Genomic DNA, 21,771 nt, shown 5'->3' with positions numbered 1-21,771 from the left:
AACCTCCTTCGGAGGTTCTCATCCTCATTTTATTCAGGCGAAAAAAAACCTGTCTTTTCAGACAGGTTTCTTAAATATGGTCGGCGAGAGAGGATTACGCGCCCCTGCGGGACGCGCCCTTCGGGCCGTTGCATTCGCAACGTTGTCTCGCTTCGCTCGGCGCAAACCTCCTTCGGAGGTTCTCATCCTCATTTTATTCAGGCGAAAAAAAACCTGTCTTTTCAGACAGGTTTCTTAAATATGGTCGGCGAGAGAGGATTCGAACCTCCGACCCACTGGTCCCAAACCAGTTGCGCTACCAAGCTGCGCTACTCGCCGATGGGGGCGCATGTTACTGCTACCCCTGGGAAGCGTCAACCGCTTTTTGCGCTTTCGCGCCTGATCGCCTGGAAAGCAGGCGGTCAGCGGCTTTTCCCCGTTCCGTGCTGCATCGCTACGCCACTACAGCGGTTTAGCGGTTGTTCCGGCGGGTGCCTGGCACCAGTTATTGGCCGCCTTAATACCACCATCTGGAGAGGTATAACCCAGGCAGCCCATGATCGTATCAAACAACTCGACGTGACGATGGGTTTTACCCGTGCGCTGTTGCGCCTGCAGACGCTCGAAGTTGTCGCGGTTGGTCGGGTCAGCCAGATATTTATCCGATGCCCACACCATCATGGGAACACGGAACTGCTCCGGCGGTGCCATTTCACGCGGCGTGCCATGCAGATGCATATTATCGCTGATCGACTCACCATGGTCAGACGCATAGAACACGATCGCTTTCTTATCACGCAGCTGATCCAACACACTGTCCAGCATACTGTCGACATAGAGAACAGAGTTATCGTAGGCGTTAATCAGCTGTGCTTTGCTACAGGTTTCATCGACGCCCATACATTCAGGCTGATAACGCGCAAAACTGCGCGGATAGCGTTGCGAGTAAAGGTAATGTGAGCCTTTGGTGTGCAAAACCACCAGGTGTTTACCCTTGGGATAGCGCTGGAGTGATGCCTGCAACTCCGGGACCAGCAGCATATCATCCACTGATTTACCCTGATTGCGTGGCTCTGAACCAATTTGCTCGCGGAAGGAGAAGTTATTCGCATTGATATTATCGTAGAACCAAACTTCACTTTGCATCGCGAACAGCTCAGAGGTAAAGCCCAGCTCTTTCATCACTGCGAAAACATTTTGCTCTTTCAGGGTACGGCCAGGGTTGTCCATGGTGCCGCCTTCACGCACGAACATACAACGCAAAGACAGTTTGGTCGCGGTATCACAAGATTCACCACGAAACGCGACCAGGTTTTTCTCTTTCGACAGCTTAGGTGTGGTATTGCGCTCATAACCCAACATGCCCATGTGATCCCAGCGCGTGGTTTCACCAATGACAAACACCACATAGGTATCATCTAACCCCGGCGGTGCAACGTAGGTAAATTTCTGCGCAGGGTCCAACAGTTCGTGATTTTCCAGCGTCTCGTCAACCTTCGTCCAGGTAAACAGACCCAGTGCAGCCAGCCAGTTAGACGGCAAATAAGAGTGCGCCACAATACCGCCATAGCTCGGCAGGTCGATATTGGTCACTTCCTCGTTGGTTTTTTGCAACTTGTCGAAGTAACGGATGGGTAACCACACCAACGCGACGCAGGCCAGCAAAAGTAAAACGGGTTTTAGTCGCTGCCCTGGCGTACGCAGTTGCTCATTCAGCGTCATGCTGAGGTTGTTACGCCAAATCATAAACAGCGGCAGCGCGCTGACCAGCACCATCCACAGGATAAAGTGATAACCCACGACTTCTTTAGACAGATCGGTATCCGTCGTCATGACTGATGCCACAATGCCGTAGCCAATGACCACATTGAAAAAGGCCATGTAATAACCGGCAGCGACGGAAATCAATACAATTAAGGTCGCAAGAACACGGTACAGCCACTTTCCGCCCAATGATAACAGTCGCATCAGGAAAAACGTCAGTAACACAATTGCTACGACCTCGGTAAAGGCGGTCAGCCAGTTTGTCACGGTTGATTTCGTCAGAAAGCCATCAAAACGGCGGTAAAAGATCGGCAAATTCAGCAGGATACCGAGATACAGAGCCAGCAAGAGCGACAGCTTTTGCTGTGTTAATGATTTTATATAATTCATGAAAAATGGTGTTTCCCCGGAACGAAGCGCTTAACTAAACGTTAATCTGACTGCCATATTTCGGCAGAGTTCGCGAATTAAGCGGGCCGGTTAAATAAAGAAGAATATTCTGAACGTTTTTACACGTCATCACGCGAAGTGGCACAGTTAAGCATGTGACATGCATTTAGGCCAGAAAATAGTCTGGAGAAGGGGCAATTAACAGCGTGGGTGAAAAGAAAAAAGGGCCGGTGTTCAGGCCCTTAATCATTTAGCGAAGGATATTCAGCGTTACGTCGATGTTGTTACGTGTCGCATTTGAGTATGGGCAAACGATATGAGCAGCATCAACCAGTTTCTGTGCTTCTGCTTCGTCCATCTCAGGCAGGTGAATATTCAGCGTCGCCTCAATGCCAAAACCATTAGGGATTGGACCAATACCGACTTCGCCTTCAATCCATGCGTCTTTTGGCATCGCGATTTTGTCGCGGCCAGCAACAAACTTCATTGCGCCCAGGAAGCAAGCTGAGTAGCCCGCTGCAAAAAGCTGCTCTGGGTTAGTGACTTCACCACCTGCACCGCCCATCTCTTTTGGTACGCCCAGTTTGACATCCAGAACGCCGTCAGATGAGGTTGCACGACCATCACGACCACCGGTAGCTTTAGCTTTTGCACGGTAAACCACTTGTTCTAAAGACATATCTTATCTCCATTGTACTATTTAATCGCTCGCTACTTATTGGTCAGCAGTCGAGCTGCGAAGTCTGACTTATTTCATACATCCAGATAAAAATTTAGCGCGGCACCATCAGTTTGTCACGTAACTGGTTCAACTGCAGTTTAAGCGCCGCCATCTCATCCTCACTGCAATCAGAGGCACACTGGATTTCATCGGGAATCCTCTCAGCCTGCTGACGCAAAAGACGTCCGGTATCCGTTAAGCTGACGACCACCTGACGCTCATCCTGACGGGAGCGCTGGCGATTGAGTAAGCCCGCATTTTCCAGACGTTTTAACAGCGGCGTTAATGTCGCTGAATCCAGAAAGAGGCGTTCACCAATCTCAGAAACGGTAAGTGAATCCTGTTGCCACAATACCAGCATCACCAGATATTGCGGATAGGTAATATCCATCTGCGTAAGTAACTTACGATACACTTTATGCATCGCCAGATTGGCGGAATACAGTGCAAAGCAAAGTTGCTGATCGAGCAACAGTGGCGCAGCTTTCACTTTTTTGTCATCTTTATTACTGTTCATGGACGCAATATAAATAGCGCACTAGTTAATTGCAAGCAATTTATGAAAACGAGGTAGTGCATGCAGGATTCTCTGGAAGAACAGGCGCGACGCTATGCCACGCAAGCCCATGCAGCAGCGGGCCAACGCCGTAAATACACCGACGAACCTTATATCGTCCATCCTGCAGCCGTTGTGGAACTGGTCAGAAGCATTACGGATAATCCCGTCTTGCTGGCTGCGGCCTGGCTACACGATACCGTGGAAGATACGACGACGACACTTAGCGATATCGAAAATCACTTCGGTAATGATGTCGCAATGCTGGTTGAAATGCTGACCAATACCGCACCGCAAAGTGCAGGGAATCGTACAGAACGCAAAATGGCCCATTTTCGCCATACTGCGCAGGCCAGCCCTGACGCACAAACCATCAAGCTGGCTGACATCATTGACAATACGCGCTCTATTGTTCGCTTCGATCCCCATTTTGCCCGCGTTTATCTGATTGAAAAAAAGGTGCAAATTGAATTGCTTAAGCAGGGCAACGCAGAACTCTGGCGCCAGGCTTCCGCCAACATTGAAAGTGGTATTGCTCAGCTGGCCGATGCGCCCTATAACGTGCCTGAAAAATGGTTTGTTAAACAAGCGGCCAAATACGGTGGATTAAGCTAACGCCATCCTCGCCATGCGCTGATTCATTGATGCCAACGGCGTACCTTAGCCTGGAAATGAGGAGCCGGTTATACGGCTTAAAGCGCGCCGGCGGGCGCGGTACGGCTTTCGCGCCTAAGGGCAAACCATGAGGCTTTCGCGCTGCCTCAGTATGTCTCTGTAAAACAGAAATGTTAAGAAGGATTGAATCCAAAAAAATGTAATTTATTGGCTGGAAAACTGTCAAAAAACAGTATTTTTAATATCATAAATAAATAATCGTCATGGCGAAAAGAGATTTTACTGTGATATCACTCACGATAATTTAAAGTAACCCTGGACATACCAAATAAATATAATAGGGTAGCGCTATGTTTAATGAGAGTTGAAATATTATGATCATCTTAAACAGCACCTGTGTAATTTCAAAATGGTTTAACATTGATAATATCATTGTCAACCACCTGCCTTAACGTCCCCTTGCTTTCTTCACCCTTCTGTTCCGGCTGATATGGCCGTGATTTATCGGGTGTATTTTCAATCATTCAGTCATTAAAAAAACTGCCTCGTCGATGACGTCCGTTTATTTGCCGATCAGGGCATTGAAAACGCAACGTTGCACGTAATGCAGTCACGATCTTTTATCGGCTGAAATACAGTAATAACAGCATTCGACCTGGTTTTTATTAATTCGTTTAAAACCATGGCTTCGACATGTCTGCATTAAAGGACATCATTATGAATAATTTTAGACATTTACCTGAGCCATTTCGCATTCGGGTGATTGAGCCTGTCAAACGTACCACGCGTGAACACCGGGACACAGCAATTATCAAAGCCGGAATGAATCCATTTCTGCTGGACAGCGAAGACGTTTTTATCGATTTGCTCACCGATAGCGGCACCGGTGCCGTAACGCAAAATATGCAGGCTGCGATGATGCGGGGCGATGAATCCTATAGTGGCAGCCGCAGTTATTACGCCCTGGCAGAAGCGGTAAAAGCGATTTTTGGCTATGCCTATACGATTCCTACGCATCAGGGGCGCGGTGCAGAACAAATTTATATCCCGGTTTTAATAAAGAAACGCGAACAAGAAAAAGGCCTGGACCGAAACAAAATGGTGGCCTTTTCTAACTACTTTTTCGATACCACCCAAGGCCACAGCCAGATAAATGGTTGTACCGTAAGGAATGTTTATATCAAAGAAGCTTTCGATACGGCGGTTCGCCATGACTTCAAAGGCGACTTTGACCTTGAAAGTCTGGAAAAGGGTATACAGGACGTGGGGGCGAATAATGTGCCCTACATTGTTGCCACGATTACCTGTAATTCCGCGGGTGGACAGCCTGTATCGCTGGCAAATTTAAAAGCCATGTACCAGATTGCACAAAAATATGACATTCCCGTTGTCATGGATTCAGCACGCTTTGCTGAAAACGCCTATTTTATCCAGCAACGGGAAAAACCCTATAAAAACTGGACAATTGAAGCGATCACCCGAGAAACCTATAAATATGCTGACATGCTGGCCATGTCGGCCAAAAAAGATGCCATGGTACCGATGGGCGGCTTACTCTCATTTAAAGACGACAGCTTCTTTGACGTGTACACCGATTGCAGAACGCTTTGCGTGGTTCAGGAAGGCTTCCCCACCTATGGTGGCTTAGAAGGTGGGGCAATGGAACGCCTGGCGGTTGGCCTGTATGACGGCATGAATCAGGACTGGCTGGCTTATCGCATCAGTCAGATTCAGTATCTGGTCGATGGTCTTGAATCAATTGGCGTGACCTGCCAACAAGCCGGCGGTCATGCCGCCTTTGTCGATGCTGGAAAATTATTGCCGCACATACCGGCGGATCACTTCCCCGCTCAGGCTCTTGCCTGCGAACTGTATAAAGTGGCCGGTATCAGGGCAGTAGAGATCGGATCGTTTTTACTCGGCCGTGATCCGAAAACCGGTGAACAGTTGCCCTGCCCGGCAGAACTGCTGCGTTTAACCATTCCCCGAGCCACCTACACACAAACGCATATGGACTTCATTATTGAAGCGTTTGAGCATGTGAAAGAGAATGCCGCGAACATAAAAGGCTTAGCGTTTACCTATGAGCCTAAAGTTTTGCGCCACTTCACCGCAAAACTTAAAGAGATCTAATAGTCATACCTGTACAGTGAGCAGCTGTCTGGCAACAGCTGCTCCGTCACTCTGCTGGTCAACCTGAAAAATTATAAAAATGATAAAAGTAAAAAAGCGTATTGAGAGGACACCATGGAAGACAATACAGATCAGAAACATTCCTCCTTCTGGGGCGTAATGGTTATAGCAGGAACGGTAATCGGTGGTGGGATGTTTGCACTCCCTGTCGATCTCGCAGGTGCCTGGTTCTTCTGGGGCGCATTTATCTTAATCATCGCCTGGTTTTCAATGCTTCATTCCGGTTTATTGTTACTGGAAGCTAACTTAAACTATCCCGTAGGTTCGAGTTTCAACACGTTAACCAAAGATCTATTGGGTAAAACGTGGAATATCATCAGCGGCATTACCGTTGCCTTTGTGCTGTATATACTGACATATGCTTATATCTCCGCTAACGGCGCAATTATCAGCGAAACGCTTTCGATGCATTCCAGTATCAATATAAAGTCAGAATGGATTGGTTTAGGAACAGCGGTTTTCGTTGCCTGTGTATTATGGGTAAGTTCACTGGCCGCCAGCAGAATCACTTCGCTATTTTTAGGTATTAAAATTTTAGCCTTTGTGATTGTCTTTGGTTCACTATTTTTTAAAGTCGATATGTCCCTTCTGCGGGATGTGCGCGGCATCAGTGAAAACAACCGTTACTTTCCTTATATATTTATGGCAATACCTGTCTGCCTGGCTTCATTTGGTTTCCATGGAAATATTCCCAGCCTGATTATTTGTTATGGAAAGAAAAAAGATAAACTGGTTAAAAGTATTGTTTTGGGTTCATTGCTGGCGCTGCTTATTTACCTTTTCTGGCTGTATTGCACAATGGGAAATATCCCGCGTGAAAACTTTAAGGGGATTATTGCCTCGGGCGGAAATGTTGACGTGCTGGTGAAATCCTTTATGGGAACCCATCCCGGTAGCCTGATAGAATTCTTCCTGTTGGTTTTTTCTAACCTTGCGGTAGCAAGCTCTTTCTTTGGCGTGACCCTGGGGTTATTCGATTATCTGGCTGACCTGTTCAACATTGACAATTCCCATGCAGGACGCTTTAAAACGGTGCTGCTGACCTTTCTTCCTCCCAGCATCCTCTATGTGTTCTACCCTGACGGTTTTCTCTACGGCATCGGCGGTGCGGGATTATGCGCAACCATATGGGCAGTGATTGTCCCTGCGCTGCTAGCATTGAAAGCCAGAAAACGCTTTCCTGACAAAACGTTCACCGTCTGGGGCGGCAAGGTAATTCCCGTGTTTGTTATTTTATTTGGTGTCGTGGTTATTGTTTGCTGGTTTGGCAATGTTCTCAACGTTTTACCTAAGTTGAGCTGATTGTCTGACAGGCCTGAGCGTTATTTTGAAGGGAAGCGTTATCGGGAAGAGGTGTTAAACAGCCGGTCACTCATGTGACCGGCTTCAACAATAGCCGGGATAACGCTTTAATACTTAATGACTTAATCGAGTAACTGACGCCCAAGGTAAGGATTGGCGTGAAGTAATTTCATCAATTTCCGTGCCGTTGCGGAAGGGCGCGTACGCTGTGCTTCCCAACTTTTAACCGAAGAAACGCTAACGCCCATGATCCTGGCAAACTCGTCAACCTGCATTCCTGCCATTTCGCGTAAACGCTGCGGCTCTGGCATCGCGGGTTGACGCTGAGCTTGCAGCGCCACAGGGCTGTTATCACGTGTCAAAACAATCTGCTCAAGGCTGCTGAGCAATTCAAACATTGGGTCTTTTAATTCCATAGAGAACTCCTTAAAAACTCACTATGAATCACGTGAAAGAAGGTACAAGAACCTGAAATCAGGCTCAGAAACCGGATTAAGCAAGCTGCATCCCTTAAGAGTTTGTTTTTATTGTAAGAAAACCCTTATGGGACACAGCCTGACCTGCATCGCTGTTAAACATGTCAAAACAATGCAACAAATGCCGGGAGACTAATTATGGATAGATACCTGACAATTTGCAGTGCAAATTAAACATTTTTTTTAACTTTACAATTCTGAAAAATGGTTAAACAACCTAACCAGTTGAAGCCATTGATTTTGTTGCCACGCGGTACATGAAAAGTACAGATCGCTTTTTTGTCCTTGCCAACCTTTTCCGACTCAACGCACACCGAAAACCGTGCCTGTCACTCATAATGATTGCAAAATATGCGCCAGGCTTTCATTTTTTATACAAAGAAATGCGGCAGTTCACTGCCAGCCATCTTCGATCCCGCCCACTGATACTGAGCAAACGCTTACCGGGCCTGATAGTGCGAGCAAGAGCCGCGCTGAATGGGTGATCAACACTATCTTCGGAGGGCAATGTGACGTTACGATTATAGCGGAGAAGATAATTTGTGCCGTTCATGCCAGACGCAAGCACATGGCACAACCCGCACCACTTTAATGCAAGTGAACAATTTTAGGGCAACTCGTTAATGAAGATTTAACGGTAATGCACCACACCGCGCACGTGCTTCGCTTTAAAACTTAAGCTGGTGTTAATTATTCAGACCATGTATTTATGGCCCATTCCGGCTCAGTTTGCAGGTGCTCCACGTCAATGCTGGCGCGCCAGTCCATACAGCAGCCCGTCTTCGTCGCGGCGTAATGGCGCTGTTATCCTCATTCAGCTCCCGGCCTCGGGTAACTGAAGTCTCAAATGGCCTTATAAACCCGCTGCAAGCAAACTTTCTTGCAGGTAATGGCCTTACACAGCGCTTTCACATTGTGTGGCAGTTCACGTTTGTTCTATTCTTTAGGCCACTGCTTTTCCGGACATCAGCCAGCTTTACCGACAGGAGTTGACATCATGGCTTCAGGAATTTCCCGTATTCTGGCACGCGGCGGCATTTTGCTGACTGGCGTGCTTCTCGTATTGCAGCTCACCGCATGTGGTGACAAAGAGGGCGACCAGCGCAAAGCGTTTATCGATTTCCTGCAAAATACCGTTATGCGTAGCGGCGAGCATCTGCCCAGCCTGAGCGAAAACCAGAAACAAAGTTTTGGTCCTTTCGCAGGGGATTACGCCATTCTGTATGGCTTCTCGCAGCAGGCTAACAAAGCGGTAGATCAGGGCATGCGCCCGGTAGTGGATGAACTTTCAGCGATCCACGTGCCGCAAGACTATCTGAGCCGCCGCGACTCTCTTGCTCAGGCTAACAGCGCATTAACGGTAGCCACGCAGCAGCTGGAAAGCGCCAAAATGCAGGCAGATAAAAGCAAAGCCGCGCTTAAACAAACGGACGATCTGAAGAAAGTCTTCGACACCGCTTACGATAAAGTCGTGTCGCAGCCCGCCAGTCAGCTTATCCCGCTGTTACCCAAACTTCAGGCACTCAGCCAGGATGCGGTGCAGACCGGTGAGTTTTTACAGGCTCAGGGCACCCGAGTCAGTTTCAATAACGGTGGCGTTCAGTTCCCGACTCAGGAGCAGGCAACACAATATAATGACTTGATGAACAGCTTATCTGCCAATGTGCAGGCGCTGACGCAGGCTAAAAATGCCGTTCAGGGGAATGTGCAATAAACATCGCTCCGGCACCCCCTGTTCTGCCTGGCTAATCTGAACATCATTTAATAAAGATCATTTATTTAAACGGCCCTGATCAAAGTGTGATCAGGGCCGTTTTTCATCAAATTACTTTGTGATCTATATCTCATTTATCAAACAAAGCCACGGGCGATAAATGTGATCATCATCACTAAAATCCATTGTTAGCGGTGTAAATTTGTTCAGTCCAGGCCGGAAATAGCCTGTTTTTGTGATATGTATCACTAAACACCCCCCTACCACCCCACCATAAACGTGATTAAGATCACATCAAACTGCCTGTACTACGCAGCCCCATATTCGCGTGATAAAGTCCGCCTGCATACAGTAATACTGACGGTTTATCGCCGTAGTGGCTAAACAAAAACAAACGCGCGCTCCTGTTGCAGCGCGTCTCAACAAGGGGTGGGCTTATGTCCTCATCAGTAAAGGTCAAAGTACAAAGCTTTGGTCGCTTTTTGAGTAATATGGTGATGCCTAATATTGGCGCATTTATCGCCTGGGGTATTATCACCGCGCTGTTTATTCCAACAGGCTGGATTCCTAACGCAACGCTGGCGAAGCTGGTCGCCCCGATGATCACCTACCTGCTGCCATTACTGATCGGCTTTACCGGCGGACGTTTAGTCGGTGGCGATCGCGGTGGTGTCGTAGGCGCAATCACAACCATGGGCGTGATTGTCGGTGCCGATATGCCAATGTTCCTCGGCTCAATGATTGCGGGTCCGCTTGGCGGCTGGGCGATTAAATCCTTTGACCGTATGGTTGACGGTAAAATCAAAAGCGGCTTTGAAATGCTGGTGAACAACTTCTCTGCCGGTATCATCGGTATGTTGTTAGCCATCCTGGCATTTATGGCGATTGGTCCACTGGTTGAAGGCCTGTCACATATTCTTGCCACGGGTGTTAACCTGATGGTGCAGAACAACCTGCTGCCATTGACGTCGATCTTTGTTGAACCCGCAAAAATCCTGTTCCTCAACAATGCGATTAACCACGGCATTTTCTCGCCGCTGGGTATTCAGCAGGCGAGCGAAGCAGGCAAATCGATTTTCTTCCTGATCGAAGCAAACCCAGGTCCGGGTATGGGCGTACTGATGGCCTATATGTTCTTTGGTCGGGGCAGTGCTAAGCAGTCTGCTGGCGGTGCAGCGATTATCCACTTCCTTGGCGGTATCCACGAAATCTACTTCCCTTATGTGCTGATGGCACCGCGTCTGCTGCTGGCGGTGATCCTGGGCGGTATGACCGGCGTATTCACCTTGACCGTGCTGCACGGTGGCCTGGTCTCGCCTGCTTCACCCGGTTCAATTTTAGCGGTATTAGCGATGACGCCAAAAGGCGCTTACTTCGCCAATATTGCTGCCATCTTTGCTGCTTTTGCCGTGTCTTTTGTTATTTCTGCCATTTTGTTGAAAACGAGCAAAGTGAAAGAAGATGACGATATCGAAGCCGCGACGCAACGTATGCACGACATGAAAGCGCAGTCGAAAGGACAGAGTCTGGCTGGTGCCCCGGTTGCCAGTGATGCGATGAGCGTTGACCTGGACCATGTGCGCAAAATCATTGTCGCCTGCGATGCGGGCATGGGGTCGAGTGCAATGGGCGCAGGTGTGCTGCGTAAGAAAGTTCATGATGCCGGGCTGAGTAATATCTCGGTGACCAACAGCGCCATTAATGCGTTACCGGGCGATGTTGATTTGGTGATTACCCATCGCGATTTAACTGAGCGGGCTATCCGTCAGGCACCTCATGCTCAGCATATTTCCTTAAACAACTTCCTGGACAGTGCGCTCTACAGCACGCTGACAGAGCGCCTGGTCGCGGCTAATCGCAGTGAAGCCAACCGTGAAGCCGTACAGAAGACGCTGGGTGACAGCTACGATAACAGCAATGCCAACCTGTTTAAGCTCGGTCACAGCAACGTTTTCCTGGGACTGAGTGCCAGCAATAAAGAGCAGGCGATTCGCTTCGCCGGTGAGCAGTTGGTCAAAGGCGGCTACGTAGAACCTGAATACATTGATGCCATGCTGGAGCGCGAAAAGCTGACCCCGACTTATCTTGGCGAGTCGATTGCCGTGCCACACGGTACCGTTGAAGCGAAAGATCGTGTACTGAAAACGGGCGTGGTTTTCTGTCAGTATCCTGCCGGCGTACAGTTTGGCGAGGAGCCTGATGAAGTGGCGCGTCTGGTGATTGGTATTGCTGCCCGCAATAACGAACATATTCAGGTGATCACCAGCCTGACGAACGCGCTGGATGATGATCAGGTCATTGAAAAACTGGCGCACACTGAGAGCGTACAGGATGTTCTGGATCTGTTATCAGGCAAGCCCGCTGTAGCATAATCCGGTTCGACATTTTCCCTGGGGCGGTTGTGCCCGTCCCACTTTTCTGGGGCGGACATGCCCGCCCCATCGTCATTTGATATGGGTCAATTTTATGAAAGCGTTACATTTCGGAGCAGGCAACATTGGTCGCGGTTTTATTGGCAAACTCCTGGCAGATGCCGGTATTGAACTGATTTTTGCAGATGTCAATCAGGCAGTGCTGGATGCCCTTAATGCACGTCATGAATATCCCGTCCACGTCGTGGGTGAACAGGCCAAAGTTGAAGTGGTTAAGGGCGTTAGCGCCGTTAACAGTACCAGCGACGAGATTATCGAACTGGTCGCTGACGTCGATCTCGTTACCACTGCCGTTGGTCCGCAAATCCTTGAGCGCATTGCTGCCAGCGTGGCAAAAGGTCTGGCCAAACGCAGTGATAACGGCAATGTTCGGCCGTTAAATATTATCGCCTGTGAAAACATGGTGCGCGGCACCAGTCAGTTAAAACAACATGTACTGCAAGCGCTGCCCTTTGAGTATCATGTCTGGCTTGAACAACATGTCGGCTTTGTGGATTCAGCGGTAGACCGTATCGTTCCGCCTTCTGAAGCAGGCAGCCAGGATCCGCTGGAAGTCACGGTCGAAACCTTCAGCGAATGGATTGTGGATAAAACCCAGTTTAAAGGCGAGCTGCCTACTATTCCGGGCATGGAACTGACAGATAACCTGATGGCATTTGTGGAACGTAAACTTTTCACACTGAATACCGGTCATGCTATTACGGCCTACCTGGGGCAGTTGGCGGGTCACCAGACTATTCGCGATGCGATCCTCGATGGTAAAATTCGTGCTGTCGTTCAGGGTGCGATGGAAGAAAGCGGCGCGGTGCTCATAAGGCGTTATGGTTTTGAAGCGGATAAACATGCTGCCTATATTCAAAAAATTCTTGGTCGCTTTGAAAATCCGTATCTGAAAGACGACGTTGAGCGCGTAGGCCGCCAGCCACTTCGCAAGCTGAGCGCGGGCGATCGCCTGATTAAACCGACCCTGGGCACGCTGGAATACGGTCTGCCACACGCGAACCTGGTGCAGGGGATTGCGGCTGCCATGCATTACCGCAGCGATCAGGATCCCCAGGCGCAGGAGCTGGCTACGCTACTGGCAGAAAAAGGCCCACAGGCGACCCTGGCGCAGGTTTCAGGACTCGATCCTGAGAGTGAAATTATCAAAGAGGCCGTGAGTGCCTGGCACGCCATGGCATAACAGGCCCATGTTAGCGACCCAGATCGGGGGCGATGAACGGGCCCTCGACAGCAGCACTACATTGACGCAGGCGATAATGGAAGAGAAGCAGGCTTTTGAAAACCGGGTGCTTGAACGCCTGAACGCTGGACGCTCGGTGAGAAGCTTTTTGTTCGCCGCCGTCGAGCTGTTAGCTGAAGCTGTCAATTTGTTGGTACTGCAGGTATTCCGTAAAGATGACTACGCGGTGAAATACGCCGTAGAGCCCCTGTTGCTGGGCGATGGTCCGTTAGGGGAACTCTCTGTCCGGCTCAAGCTGATTTATGGTCTTGGCGTTATTAGCCGGCATGAATATGAAGACTGCGAGTTACTTCTGGCCCTGCGCGAAGAGCTCAATCACGATGCAGGCGATTACCGCTTTACAGACGATGAAATCCTGGGGCCGTTTGGTGAGTTACACTGCGTAGCGGCCTGGCCGCCGGTGCCCGCGTTACATGCTGAGGATGCTGCACTGCAGGCTATGCAGCAGCAGCGTTATCTGCAAATGGTGCGCTCCACCATGGTCCTGTCACTCACCGAACTGATTTCCCGCATCAGCCTGAAACAGGCTTTTAAGAAGTCAGCCAGCTAAATCCTGCCGGGAGCCTGACGGCTCCCCTTTTCGCGCTAACCACCGAGAATCTACGTTAAATTTGGTGTATCCTTAGCCTGTTTTCCTCAACGAGTTGTTGTCATGAAAGAGCAAGAAAAGAACGAAATTAAACGCCTCAGCGATCAACTGGACGCCCTGAATCGTAAAGAACCTCAGTTGCTAGAATCCGGTGATGCTGAAAAGCTGGGTGCGCTACTGAAAGAGAAAGAAACGCTGGTGACTGAAATCGAGCGTCTTCGCAGTCAGCGCGAGGTTAAACTGAGTCTGGAAGCGCAGAAACTGCAAAAGCTACCGTTTAGCCGGGCGATTACCAAAAAAGAGCAGGCAAATTTAGGCGCATTGAAGAAAAGCGTGCGCGGCCTGGTGGTGGTACATCCAATGACCGCGCTGGGACGAGAAATGGGTCTTGACGTCATGACCGGATTTGCGAAAAGCGCCTTTTAATATCGGGGTCAGGCGGCGGCCTGTTCGCTATTTTGCTGGCCAGTAGCAGTCCCTACCTGCTCTGCCAGCGAATCCAGCAGCGTATAACGACGACGGTACTCTGCACGCTTCTTGCTGGCAATGTCCTCCAGCGTTTTACGCGGCAACGTCAGCGGCAGGATAAAGATGCCATCTGCACGTTCTTGCCCGTTAACCGTCAGCCAAAATTCACTGTAGCTGGCATGGAATTTATCCCCTTTACTCTGGCGATAACGCAGGCTACGAAAAACATGCGTCTTGTCTCCTACCGCTGCTATTTTTCGGACGCCGCATTGCTGCGCTAAAATAAACACGACTTCCATCAGTAAGCGTTTAGGAAATAAGCCATGCGCCGCTTTGGTTGCATCGCGAATAACATCATTACTGATGCTTTTACGCGGCCCCTGTAAACCACCAATTAATAAAGTCCGTGCGTTTTCCTCATTTAAGATCGTAAATGTCAGAGACGCGATGCCTTCATCCTGATAACGCAGCACTAAGGTGACTTCCCCCTCGCGATCGTAATAGCCCGCACTACAGGCAATGACGAATTCTTCGTTATTTTTGCCCGACAGTCTGGCCAGAACATTCTCTTCACCGCTTTGCAGGATCTGACGGAGTGACATGTTTTCCAGATTACTCAGCAAATGGTAGTGATCAAGAATAGCCTGCGCGCGAGCTGCTACGCGCATTCCGGCGTGCAGATAAGGGCGATGTAACTTAGCGGGTAATAAACCCTGTACGCGCATTAATTGCGAAATTCTGGGTAACTCAGAGAGCTGCTGTAAATAGCGCAACGTGGTAATGGGTGCAATCAGCGTCCTTAAGGCAAATTTGAGACGAAAACGACGACTCAGCCAGATTTTATTGGGTACGTACTTTCCGCTGATTAATTGAAAAAATAAAGAGGCATACGAATCGGCAACCGGATAGTGTGTAGTGTAAATGGACATGGTGTAAGTTCTTATTAGTCTGATCGTGGCATTGATGATAAAACGACCGGTATCAACGACAGGTTAATGACTCAAATAGTTAAAAACTTAACGGGGTCAACTTACGCTTCGTTTAAAAATGGTTTAACTGATTTATCGCAAGGGACTTTTCTATTGCGGCGATTTGCAGGCAGCCCGCCTGCAACGGAAAACTGCATCGGCAATCGTAGTGGCATCATGCCAACGGCGAAGAGAGAAAACGTGACGTTCAGGCGAAAAAAAACCGGCAGAACAGGTTCTGCCGGTTGAGACTCGTGTGGTTATCGCTTACTTAGCGGAGGCAAAGCGGGCTGCCGCTTCGTCCCAGTTAACCACGTTCCAGAATGCTTTAATGTAATCTGGACGCTTGTTTTGGTACTTCAGGTAGTATGCGTGTTCCCACACATCCAGACCGATGATCGGATAACCTGAAACGCCAGCGATAGCCTCACCCATCAGTGGGTTGTCCTGGTTAGCGGTCGAAACCACGGCCAGTTTGTCACCTTTTTTAACCAGCCAGGCCCAACCAGAACCGAAACGGGTTGCCGCCGCTTTCTCAAACTCTTCCTGGAATTTTTCAACGCTACCAAAATCTTTCTCAATCGCCGCCTTCAGCTCACCCTGAAGCGTTGTGCCCGTTTTCAGGCCTTTCCAGAACAGACTGTGGTTAGCATGACCACCTGCGTTATTACGCAGCGGGCCTTTTTTGTCTGCTGGCAGCTGATCCAGTTTCGTGATCAGTTCATCAACAGGCAGATCAGCAAATTCAGTGCCTTCCAGCGCCGCATTGGCGTTGTTGACATAGGTCTGATGATGTTTGGTGTGATGGATTTCCATCGTCTGCTTGTCAAAGTGCGGTTCCAGTGCGTCGTAAGCGTAAGGCAGGGATGGCAGTGAATAACTCATGTTCTTCCTCTCCATTTAGTGTTTGAGCAGCACGACAATGTCGGCACGTGCCGCGTAAGCAGTCGTATCATTATAGTTAAATTCATGATCGGTAAAAGCGTAATCAATGCCCTATTAAACATAAGGTTTTGAAAAAACATGCAAAGACTGCGCAATTTTAAGTTTTATGCTGCCCGCAAAATGGCCGATGCAGCGGCTGATCAGCAGGCGCGTGTCGCCGCACTCATTGGTTCCGCGCGCAACGCACCTGCACAGAACAGGATTTACATGAGCCGCTGTGGATGGCTGTAAATGGTTGCACGGCCCGGCTTACTGAACCCCACCAGGGTAAGGTTACAGCGTTCTGCAACCTCTACGGCCAGTCGGGTTGCTGCGGAAACGGCAAACAGAATTTCAACGCCACACATGGCTGATTTCTGCACCATTTCATAGCTGGCGCGGCTGGAAACCAGCAGAGCACCGTCGCCCCACGTGGCCTGACTGCGATAGCCCAACAGCTTGTCGAGCGCGACATGACGGCCCACATCTTCGCAGCCGTGAACAAGCTCACCCTCAGGCTGTATCCAGGCGGCAGCATGAGTGCAGCCCGTTTTTTGCCCCACGGGCTGAAAATGCTTCAGTTGCCCCAGCGCGCGGTCCAGGTGCGCTAACGTGAAGCGCTGAGTGAACGGCAGCGGCGTAAGCGGCTTACCAATCTGGTCCAGTTGCTCCACGCCACAAACGCCGCAGCCCGTTCGCCCTGCCAGAGCGCGCCGATGCGCCTTCAACGCCATAAAACGGCGGCTGGATAGCTCAATCTGCACCTCAATACCACTGCAACCCGCGACGACATCCATACCAAAAATATCTGTCGGGGCGTCAATAATGCCCTCTGAGAGAGAAAAACCGATGGCAAAAGCCTCCAGGTCTTTGGGCGTCGTCATCATCACGACGTGAGAAATGCCATTGTAAACCAGCGCCACCGGGACTTCTTCTGCTAACCAGTCAGCCTGGGAATGGTGTAAATCGTCACGTTGCCACACCTGAGTTTCACGCAGACCATCCAGCTCGCTTACACAAGCATCACATCTCGCTTTGTTTTTATTCACTTTGTTCTGATCCTGGCTAATTCCGCATGGATTAAAAGGTAATAGTATTCCGCTATCCTGAATAGTGCCTATTCTGAACCGGGTCAAAGGCGGCAACAAGCGCATGTCACCCCGAGAGCATAAAGCGTGAAATTGCTCCCTGATGGCCTGGCATCCGTTGTGCAAGTCGATGTTCAATCATCCGGTTCACGCGCTGTCAGTCAGGGAAAAAATGCATTTCACACAGAAGGACAGGATTTGGGCTGCTATGATCAGCCTGTCGGGTCGGATCGTGGCATCCAGCCGTGCCGCGGTCTCCTGACTCACAAATATGATTGCTTTGATGTCAGCAGCCGGCGTGACAAGCTGCGAGAACAGAAAGAGCAAACGGGCGAGAGCGCGCACGTCAATATGGCGCGCGTGAGTACCGAGAACCCTATTCTTGCTGGTGTCGTGAGTAGCGTAATCAGCCAACAAAACAGGAAAATGCCCTCTATGAGCATCCGCATTATCCCGCAAGATCAGTTGGAGAAGAGCGAAAAAAACCCAGCGGAGACGATTCCGCCGTTACTTTTTCCCCGGCTGAAAAATTTATATAGCCGTCGTGCTGCGCGACTGCGCGACCTGGCTGCTAAAAATCCCCTTGGGGATTATTTACGCTTTGCCGCGGTGATAGCACAGGCACAGGAAATTGTCCTGTACGACCATCCCCTGCAGATGAATCTGCACGCGCGTCTGGTGCAAAGCAATCAGGCAGCTAAGCCGCCACTGGATATTCATACCTTACCGCGGGACACACACTGGCACCGCCTGCTGCATTCGCTGATTGCCGAGCTCAAGCCCGAGATGAGCGGCCAGGCACTGGCGGTACTGGAGAACCTGGAAAAAGCCTCTGCCACTGAGCTGGAAACGATGGCCAGCGCGCTCTTTGCGGGCGAATATGCTCAGGTCAGCAGTGACAAAGCACCTTTTATCTGGGCTGCACTGTCGATCTACTGGGCACAAATGGCGGCCTTGATTCCCGGCAAAGCTCAGGCTGAGATGGGCAACCAGCGCCAGTTCTGCCCGGTGTGCAACAGCATGCCGGTTGCCAGCATGGTGCACATGGGCTCACATGAAGGGGCGCGTTACCTGCATTGCAACCTGTGCGAAAGTGAGTGGTACGTGGTGCGGAGCAAATGCACCAACTGTGAGCAATCCCGCGATCTTCACTACTGGTCGCTGGACAGTGAACATGCGGCGGTTAAAGCTGAAAGCTGTGGTGATTGCGGTAGCTACCTGAAAATGTTGTATCAGGAGAAGAACCCGGCAATGGAACCCGTTGCGGACGATCTCGCCTCATTGGTGCTGGATGCCCGCATGGAGCAGGAAGGCTTTGCACGAAGCAGTCTGAATCCCTTTATGTTTCCCGGTGAATAGTTTTTTGCTGAAGAAACCCCGCTCAACCGGAGTCACGCAATGAAACTGATTGGCAGCTATACCAGCCCTTTTGTACGAAAGATCTCCATCATTATGCTGGAAAAAGGCATGATGTTTGAATTCGTCAATGCTTCGCCCTACAGCGACGACAGCCATGTTCCGCAATACAATCCGTTAGGGAAAGTCCCTGCGCTGGTCACTGAGGATCGGCAGACCTGGTTTGATTCCAGCATCATTGCTGAGTACCTGGAACAGCGCAGTCAGGTTCCTGCTCTGCTGCCGGGTGACCCACTTGAGTCACTGAAGGTTCGTCAGTTAGAGAAGCTGGCTGATGGCATCAGTGATGCGGCGCTGGTGATTGTGCGTGAGCAGTTGCGGCCTGGCGATATGCAGTCAGAAGAGGTTTTGCTGCGCCATCGCGAGAAGATTCAGCGTGGGCTGGACAGCCTGGAAGGCTACGTGACGGAAGGAAAATGGATTAACAATGGCACGCTTAACCTGGCAGATATTGCCACGGGCTGCATGATTGGCTATCTGAATTTTCGTCGCGTCGTGCCAAACTGGTGTGTTGAACGTCCGGCCTTAGTCAAACTGGCAGAAAATCTGTTTCAGCGCGAAAGTTTCGCCCGTACTGCGCCACCCACATCCTGATGGGCGAGGCAGATGATCAGCCCTGATGCCGCTAGCAGGGCTGACAGCCTGTTTCGAAAGGATTACACAGTGCGCATTTTCTGCATTACCCGTCTTCTGAATGGCATAAGGTGCAGTTCGCGCATGATGCGATGCACAGCTGGCTTGCAGTGCTGGCCGTCGGACTAAAGGTGTAATCAGAAACGGTAACCCACACCGATGTTAATACCATTAACTGCGCGCGGCTCATCTTCAACCCGGGTTCGGGAACCTTCATAACCCAGCGTAACAGACAGATAATCAACCGGATTAATGATAATGCCGGCACCGTAAGCAAACGCATTAGTGCTGTCTGAAAAATCAATATGCTGAGGCATTCCCTGATTATCATAACCGTTATAATGACGGCGCATGGCGGTATGGGAAAAACCCGCAAGCGCGTAAAGACTCACCATGTTATTCAGGCGATATGCCGGGCCCGCCAGCAAAGAATAATATTCTGCGCTGACATGATCGGACGTATTTAGCGAGAAAAAAGAACGGTTGCTGTCTTCACTGTTCTCCAGCGTGGTGAAAGAAGCAAGCACGCTAACCGGTGAATCCCACTCATAGCGATATTGCAGATTTACACCGGGCATATTTTTAAAATCTTCCGCTTTACTCTGCGCATAGCCTACTGACAGGGTTTGCGTCGCCAGTGCTGGCACCGCATCACTCAGTAAGGCGAGGAAAAGAGTGGAAATAATAATCTTCTTCATAAAACTGTCCTGATATAACAAGGCAGGCTGCCTGTAGTCTCTATACAGACGCGCGCGTCCTGTTCATTCTCTGCGACTGACAGCGTGATCCTTTCAAGAAAAATGCTGTGAGCCCGATAGTATTCAGCCCTTTTTCATTCGAAATAAAACAGGCTATTTACGCCAGACATCGTTTTTCCAGCTTTACTACAGATAACAAAAGGCGTGATTAACTCACGGCAAAGTAACGGTAATTAACGGCTATCTGGCGGAGCGGGACCTTAACAAAAAACACGACATTCCCACAATAAACGAAAGGGTAATAGTCGCTTAAATCAGAACTGATTGAGAACAGGTTGATGTTGAGTCACCGCAGCCCGTGAATGACCCGTAATGGCGAAAATAAGCGGACGATGACCCCGTGACAATAAGTATCGCCATATCTTGCATTGCGGCATCGAGTCCGATATATCTTTTGCCATCGCCTTTTCCTGAGCCTGAACGGCACGCGCAGGCCGCAAACCAGGGGAAAAAGGCGACATCAAGCAGGCTGAATGTTGTTATTTACGCGCATTCCTTTTACGGACTGTGAGACCTGACAGTCCATCGCCTCAGGCAGACGAAAACCGGATAAATATCTATCATGCAATCACTCTTCAGAACGGCATTGTGTTGCCTCCTGGTCGGTAATATCACGCACGCCTGGGCTGAGGGGCTGACCCTGGGTGCACAGGGCGAAGCGAACTTTACGCCTTATCACCAGTACAAAACCCAATATTCAGGCCTGCCTTATGTGGGCTATGACAACAATCATGTCTACATTGATGGCACCGAAGTCGGTGCGTATTTCATCAAGGATGACACCACACAATTCAAAGCGCGCTGGTGGTATCTGGATAACGAATTCGATCCCGGTCAGTCATCTGATTCGGCGCTGCGGCAGTTACGTATTCGCCACAGCACCATGATGGGCGGCATTAGCTACCAGAAAATAACGCCTGTGGGTGCCTTCAGAACCGAACTGTCTGCCGATACGCTGAATGAAAGCCGGGGAGTGCTGGGGACGGTCGCATGGGCGGGACAAGTCTCTTTCATGCAGCTAGATGTTTATCCACAGGTCGGCGTTGACTGGCTTAATAAGCAACAGGCAAGCTATTACTATGGTGTGAACGCACAGGAATCTGCCCGCAGCGGATTATCTTCCTGGAACCATCAGGGCGTTACGCCGTGGCTTGCTTTGGCATTTGACTGGCATCCTGTTACGCCTTTGCATATTTATCTGCAACCCAAAGTGACCTTCCTCACTGGCGCACTTCGCGACAGTCCGATGACGGATCAACAGTATTACTGGACGCTCTCTTCCGGTGTGACCTGGACCTTTTAAGGCGGGCTATCTGGCCGATAACGCCGGGCGAGGTTGATTCATCAAGCGGTGATCTCCGCAACACGTGCTGAAACGGGTTGCGGATAAAAATGGCCGTCTTAACGCTGACGAAAGAAAAAATGTGCTGCTATTGCACTCTTTTGTGAAAAGGATGCCCGTTCAAAAGACGGACGGCATAAAATCACCTGCCGCAGCAGTGGTGCTATTCAGGCCTGACCGACTGTTTTTCAAATCTAAAA

21 protein-coding genes, 1 tRNA gene and 1 other RNA gene are annotated in these 21,771 nt (G+C 49.9%); 13 read left to right on the top strand and 10 right to left on the bottom strand.

Going from position 1 to position 21,771, the window contains the following annotated elements; translation table 11 throughout:
• Nucleotides 1-77: 77 nt before the first annotated feature.
• The 5 genes from FBY13_RS15580 to FBY13_RS15560 form a co-directional block, all read right to left on the bottom strand.
• A non-coding RNA gene (locus FBY13_RS15580) (RtT sRNA) lies at nt 78-207 on the bottom strand.
• Between the two features lie 34 nt (nt 208-241).
• A tRNA-Pro gene (locus tag FBY13_RS15575) sits at nt 242-318 on the bottom strand.
• Nucleotides 319-441: 123 nt separating this feature from the next.
• Nucleotides 442-2,133 (bottom strand): kdo(2)-lipid A phosphoethanolamine 7''-transferase, encoded by a 1,692-nt coding sequence (eptB, locus tag FBY13_RS15570; protein WP_063877855.1) that lies wholly within the window; start codon nt 2,131-2,133, stop codon nt 442-444.
• 250 nt (nt 2,134-2,383) lie between these two features.
• On the bottom strand, nt 2,384-2,812 hold the full coding sequence (locus FBY13_RS15565; RefSeq protein WP_028725402.1) for an organic hydroperoxide resistance protein: 429 nt from the start codon (nt 2,810-2,812) through the stop codon (nt 2,384-2,386).
• A 94-nt stretch (nt 2,813-2,906) separates the two neighbouring features.
• Nucleotides 2,907-3,371: a MarR family winged helix-turn-helix transcriptional regulator gene (locus FBY13_RS15560; protein WP_063877854.1), complete on the bottom strand. Its 465-nt coding sequence runs from the start codon at nt 3,369-3,371 to the stop codon at nt 2,907-2,909.
• Nucleotides 3,372-3,431: 60 nt separating this feature from the next.
• Between FBY13_RS15560 and FBY13_RS15555 the strand changes: the two genes are divergently transcribed.
• The 4 genes from FBY13_RS15555 (at nt 3,432) to tnaB (ending at nt 7,520) form a co-directional block, all read left to right on the top strand.
• The gene (locus FBY13_RS15555; RefSeq protein ID WP_096012914.1) at nt 3,432-4,025 is read left to right on the top strand and encodes an HD domain-containing protein; all 594 of its coding nucleotides are present in this window, start codon (nt 3,432-3,434) and stop codon (nt 4,023-4,025) included.
• A gap of 374 nt (nt 4,026-4,399) precedes the next feature.
• Entirely contained in the window at nt 4,400-4,477 is a 78-nt protein-coding gene (gene tnaC, locus FBY13_RS23915) for a tryptophanase leader peptide (RefSeq protein WP_074181043.1), read from the top strand.
• Between the two features lie 265 nt (nt 4,478-4,742).
• Nucleotides 4,743-6,158, top strand: coding sequence for a tryptophanase (tnaA, locus tag FBY13_RS15545; RefSeq protein ID WP_109717915.1), 1,416 nt, complete (start codon nt 4,743-4,745; stop codon nt 6,156-6,158).
• Between the two features lie 114 nt (nt 6,159-6,272).
• Nucleotides 6,273-7,520, top strand: coding sequence for a low affinity tryptophan permease TnaB (gene tnaB, locus FBY13_RS15540; RefSeq protein ID WP_145394572.1), 1,248 nt, complete (start codon nt 6,273-6,275; stop codon nt 7,518-7,520).
• Nucleotides 7,521-7,642: 122 nt separating this feature from the next.
• Here tnaB and FBY13_RS15535 read toward each other — a convergent pair whose 3' ends face one another.
• Complete coding sequence (locus tag FBY13_RS15535; protein ID WP_063877850.1) at nt 7,643-7,936, bottom strand: HTH-type transcriptional regulator; 294 nt, start codon at nt 7,934-7,936, stop codon at nt 7,643-7,645.
• A gap of 1,057 nt (nt 7,937-8,993) precedes the next feature.
• Here FBY13_RS15535 and FBY13_RS15530 point away from each other — a divergent pair.
• The 5 genes from FBY13_RS15530 (at nt 8,994) to FBY13_RS15510 (ending at nt 14,400) form a co-directional block, all read left to right on the top strand.
• Nucleotides 8,994-9,710: a DUF3053 domain-containing protein gene (locus FBY13_RS15530; RefSeq protein ID WP_063877849.1), complete on the top strand. Its 717-nt coding sequence runs from the start codon at nt 8,994-8,996 to the stop codon at nt 9,708-9,710.
• A gap of 437 nt (nt 9,711-10,147) precedes the next feature.
• A complete protein-coding gene (locus FBY13_RS15525; protein ID WP_145394571.1) occupies nt 10,148-12,082 on the top strand; it encodes a PTS mannitol transporter subunit IICBA in 1,935 nt (644 codons plus the stop codon).
• Nucleotides 12,083-12,176: 94 nt separating this feature from the next.
• Nucleotides 12,177-13,325 (top strand): mannitol-1-phosphate 5-dehydrogenase, encoded by a 1,149-nt coding sequence (mtlD, locus tag FBY13_RS15520; RefSeq protein ID WP_145394570.1) that lies wholly within the window; start codon nt 12,177-12,179, stop codon nt 13,323-13,325.
• Between the two features lie 7 nt (nt 13,326-13,332).
• A complete protein-coding gene (locus tag FBY13_RS15515; RefSeq protein WP_074180985.1) occupies nt 13,333-13,935 on the top strand; it encodes an MltR family transcriptional regulator in 603 nt (200 codons plus the stop codon).
• Between the two features lie 102 nt (nt 13,936-14,037).
• Nucleotides 14,038-14,400: a YibL family ribosome-associated protein gene (locus FBY13_RS15510; RefSeq protein WP_063877845.1), complete on the top strand. Its 363-nt coding sequence runs from the start codon at nt 14,038-14,040 to the stop codon at nt 14,398-14,400.
• Between the two features lie 8 nt (nt 14,401-14,408).
• Here FBY13_RS15510 and FBY13_RS15505 read toward each other — a convergent pair whose 3' ends face one another.
• Complete coding sequence (locus tag FBY13_RS15505; RefSeq protein ID WP_145394569.1) at nt 14,409-15,371, bottom strand: VirK/YbjX family protein; 963 nt, start codon at nt 15,369-15,371, stop codon at nt 14,409-14,411.
• Between the two features lie 66 nt (nt 15,372-15,437).
• Between FBY13_RS15505 and FBY13_RS15500 the strand changes: the two genes are divergently transcribed.
• On the top strand, nt 15,438-15,659 hold the full coding sequence (locus FBY13_RS15500) for a hypothetical protein (RefSeq protein ID WP_145394568.1): 222 nt from the start codon (nt 15,438-15,440) through the stop codon (nt 15,657-15,659).
• 18 nt (nt 15,660-15,677) lie between these two features.
• Here the strand turns inward: FBY13_RS15500 and sodA are convergent, their stop codons facing one another.
• The gene (gene sodA, locus FBY13_RS15495) at nt 15,678-16,295 is read right to left on the bottom strand and encodes a superoxide dismutase [Mn] (RefSeq protein ID WP_006121393.1); all 618 of its coding nucleotides are present in this window, start codon (nt 16,293-16,295) and stop codon (nt 15,678-15,680) included.
• A gap of 263 nt (nt 16,296-16,558) precedes the next feature.
• Nucleotides 16,559-17,383, bottom strand: a complete 825-nt coding sequence (gene fdhD / locus FBY13_RS15490; RefSeq protein ID WP_370513228.1) for a formate dehydrogenase accessory sulfurtransferase FdhD — start codon at nt 17,381-17,383, stop codon at nt 16,559-16,561.
• A gap of 474 nt (nt 17,384-17,857) precedes the next feature.
• Between fdhD and fdhE the strand changes: the two genes are divergently transcribed.
• Together fdhE and FBY13_RS15480 are read left to right on the top strand one after the other, a co-directional pair.
• Nucleotides 17,858-18,781: a formate dehydrogenase accessory protein FdhE gene (gene fdhE, locus FBY13_RS15485; protein ID WP_096012915.1), complete on the top strand. Its 924-nt coding sequence runs from the start codon at nt 17,858-17,860 to the stop codon at nt 18,779-18,781.
• 39 nt (nt 18,782-18,820) lie between these two features.
• Nucleotides 18,821-19,432 carry a glutathione S-transferase gene (locus tag FBY13_RS15480; protein WP_145394566.1) on the top strand — a complete coding sequence of 204 codons (612 nt, stop codon included), beginning with the start codon at nt 18,821-18,823 and terminating at the stop codon, nt 19,430-19,432.
• Nucleotides 19,433-19,608: 176 nt separating this feature from the next.
• Here the strand turns inward: FBY13_RS15480 and FBY13_RS15475 are convergent, their stop codons facing one another.
• Nucleotides 19,609-20,169 carry an Ail/Lom family outer membrane beta-barrel protein gene (locus FBY13_RS15475; protein WP_063877839.1) on the bottom strand — a complete coding sequence of 187 codons (561 nt, stop codon included), beginning with the start codon at nt 20,167-20,169 and terminating at the stop codon, nt 19,609-19,611.
• Nucleotides 20,170-20,791: 622 nt separating this feature from the next.
• On the opposite strand from FBY13_RS15475, the gene FBY13_RS15470 reads away from it, so the two are divergent.
• The gene (locus FBY13_RS15470; protein ID WP_063877838.1) at nt 20,792-21,532 is read left to right on the top strand and encodes a MipA/OmpV family protein; all 741 of its coding nucleotides are present in this window, start codon (nt 20,792-20,794) and stop codon (nt 21,530-21,532) included.
• The last annotated feature ends 239 nt before the right edge of the window (nt 21,533-21,771 follow it).

It is taken from the genome of Pantoea sp. SJZ147 (assembly GCF_007828605.1).
Classification (GTDB): domain Bacteria; phylum Pseudomonadota; class Gammaproteobacteria; order Enterobacterales; family Enterobacteriaceae; genus Pantoea; species Pantoea allii.
The sequence above is the reverse complement of the archived record's forward strand: the minus strand, read 5'-3'. Positions and strand labels throughout refer to the sequence as shown.

Coding starts and splice junctions, on each gene's coding strand:
- eptB (WP_063877855.1), bottom strand. CDS start 2,133: ATGAATTATATAAAATCATTAACACAGCAAAAGCTGTCGCTCTTGCTG.
- FBY13_RS15565 (WP_028725402.1), bottom strand. CDS start 2,812: ATGTCTTTAGAACAAGTGGTTTACCGTGCAAAAGCTAAAGCTACCGGT.
- FBY13_RS15560 (WP_063877854.1), bottom strand. CDS start 3,371: ATGAACAGTAATAAAGATGACAAAAAAGTGAAAGCTGCGCCACTGTTG.
- FBY13_RS15555 (WP_096012914.1), top strand. CDS start 3,432: ATGCAGGATTCTCTGGAAGAACAGGCGCGACGCTATGCCACGCAAGCC.
- tnaC (WP_074181043.1), top strand. CDS start 4,400: ATGATCATCTTAAACAGCACCTGTGTAATTTCAAAATGGTTTAACATT.
- tnaA (WP_109717915.1), top strand. CDS start 4,743: ATGAATAATTTTAGACATTTACCTGAGCCATTTCGCATTCGGGTGATT.
- tnaB (WP_145394572.1), top strand. CDS start 6,273: ATGGAAGACAATACAGATCAGAAACATTCCTCCTTCTGGGGCGTAATG.
- FBY13_RS15535 (WP_063877850.1), bottom strand. CDS start 7,936: ATGGAATTAAAAGACCCAATGTTTGAATTGCTCAGCAGCCTTGAGCAG.
- FBY13_RS15530 (WP_063877849.1), top strand. CDS start 8,994: ATGGCTTCAGGAATTTCCCGTATTCTGGCACGCGGCGGCATTTTGCTG.
- FBY13_RS15525 (WP_145394571.1), top strand. CDS start 10,148: ATGTCCTCATCAGTAAAGGTCAAAGTACAAAGCTTTGGTCGCTTTTTG.
- mtlD (WP_145394570.1), top strand. CDS start 12,177: ATGAAAGCGTTACATTTCGGAGCAGGCAACATTGGTCGCGGTTTTATT.
- FBY13_RS15515 (WP_074180985.1), top strand. CDS start 13,333: ATGTTAGCGACCCAGATCGGGGGCGATGAACGGGCCCTCGACAGCAGC.
- FBY13_RS15510 (WP_063877845.1), top strand. CDS start 14,038: ATGAAAGAGCAAGAAAAGAACGAAATTAAACGCCTCAGCGATCAACTG.
- FBY13_RS15505 (WP_145394569.1), bottom strand. CDS start 15,371: ATGTCCATTTACACTACACACTATCCGGTTGCCGATTCGTATGCCTCT.
- FBY13_RS15500 (WP_145394568.1), top strand. CDS start 15,438: ATGACTCAAATAGTTAAAAACTTAACGGGGTCAACTTACGCTTCGTTT.
- sodA (WP_006121393.1), bottom strand. CDS start 16,295: ATGAGTTATTCACTGCCATCCCTGCCTTACGCTTACGACGCACTGGAA.
- fdhE (WP_096012915.1), top strand. CDS start 17,858: ATGAGCATCCGCATTATCCCGCAAGATCAGTTGGAGAAGAGCGAAAAA.
- FBY13_RS15480 (WP_145394566.1), top strand. CDS start 18,821: ATGAAACTGATTGGCAGCTATACCAGCCCTTTTGTACGAAAGATCTCC.
- FBY13_RS15475 (WP_063877839.1), bottom strand. CDS start 20,169: ATGAAGAAGATTATTATTTCCACTCTTTTCCTCGCCTTACTGAGTGAT.
- FBY13_RS15470 (WP_063877838.1), top strand. CDS start 20,792: ATGCAATCACTCTTCAGAACGGCATTGTGTTGCCTCCTGGTCGGTAAT.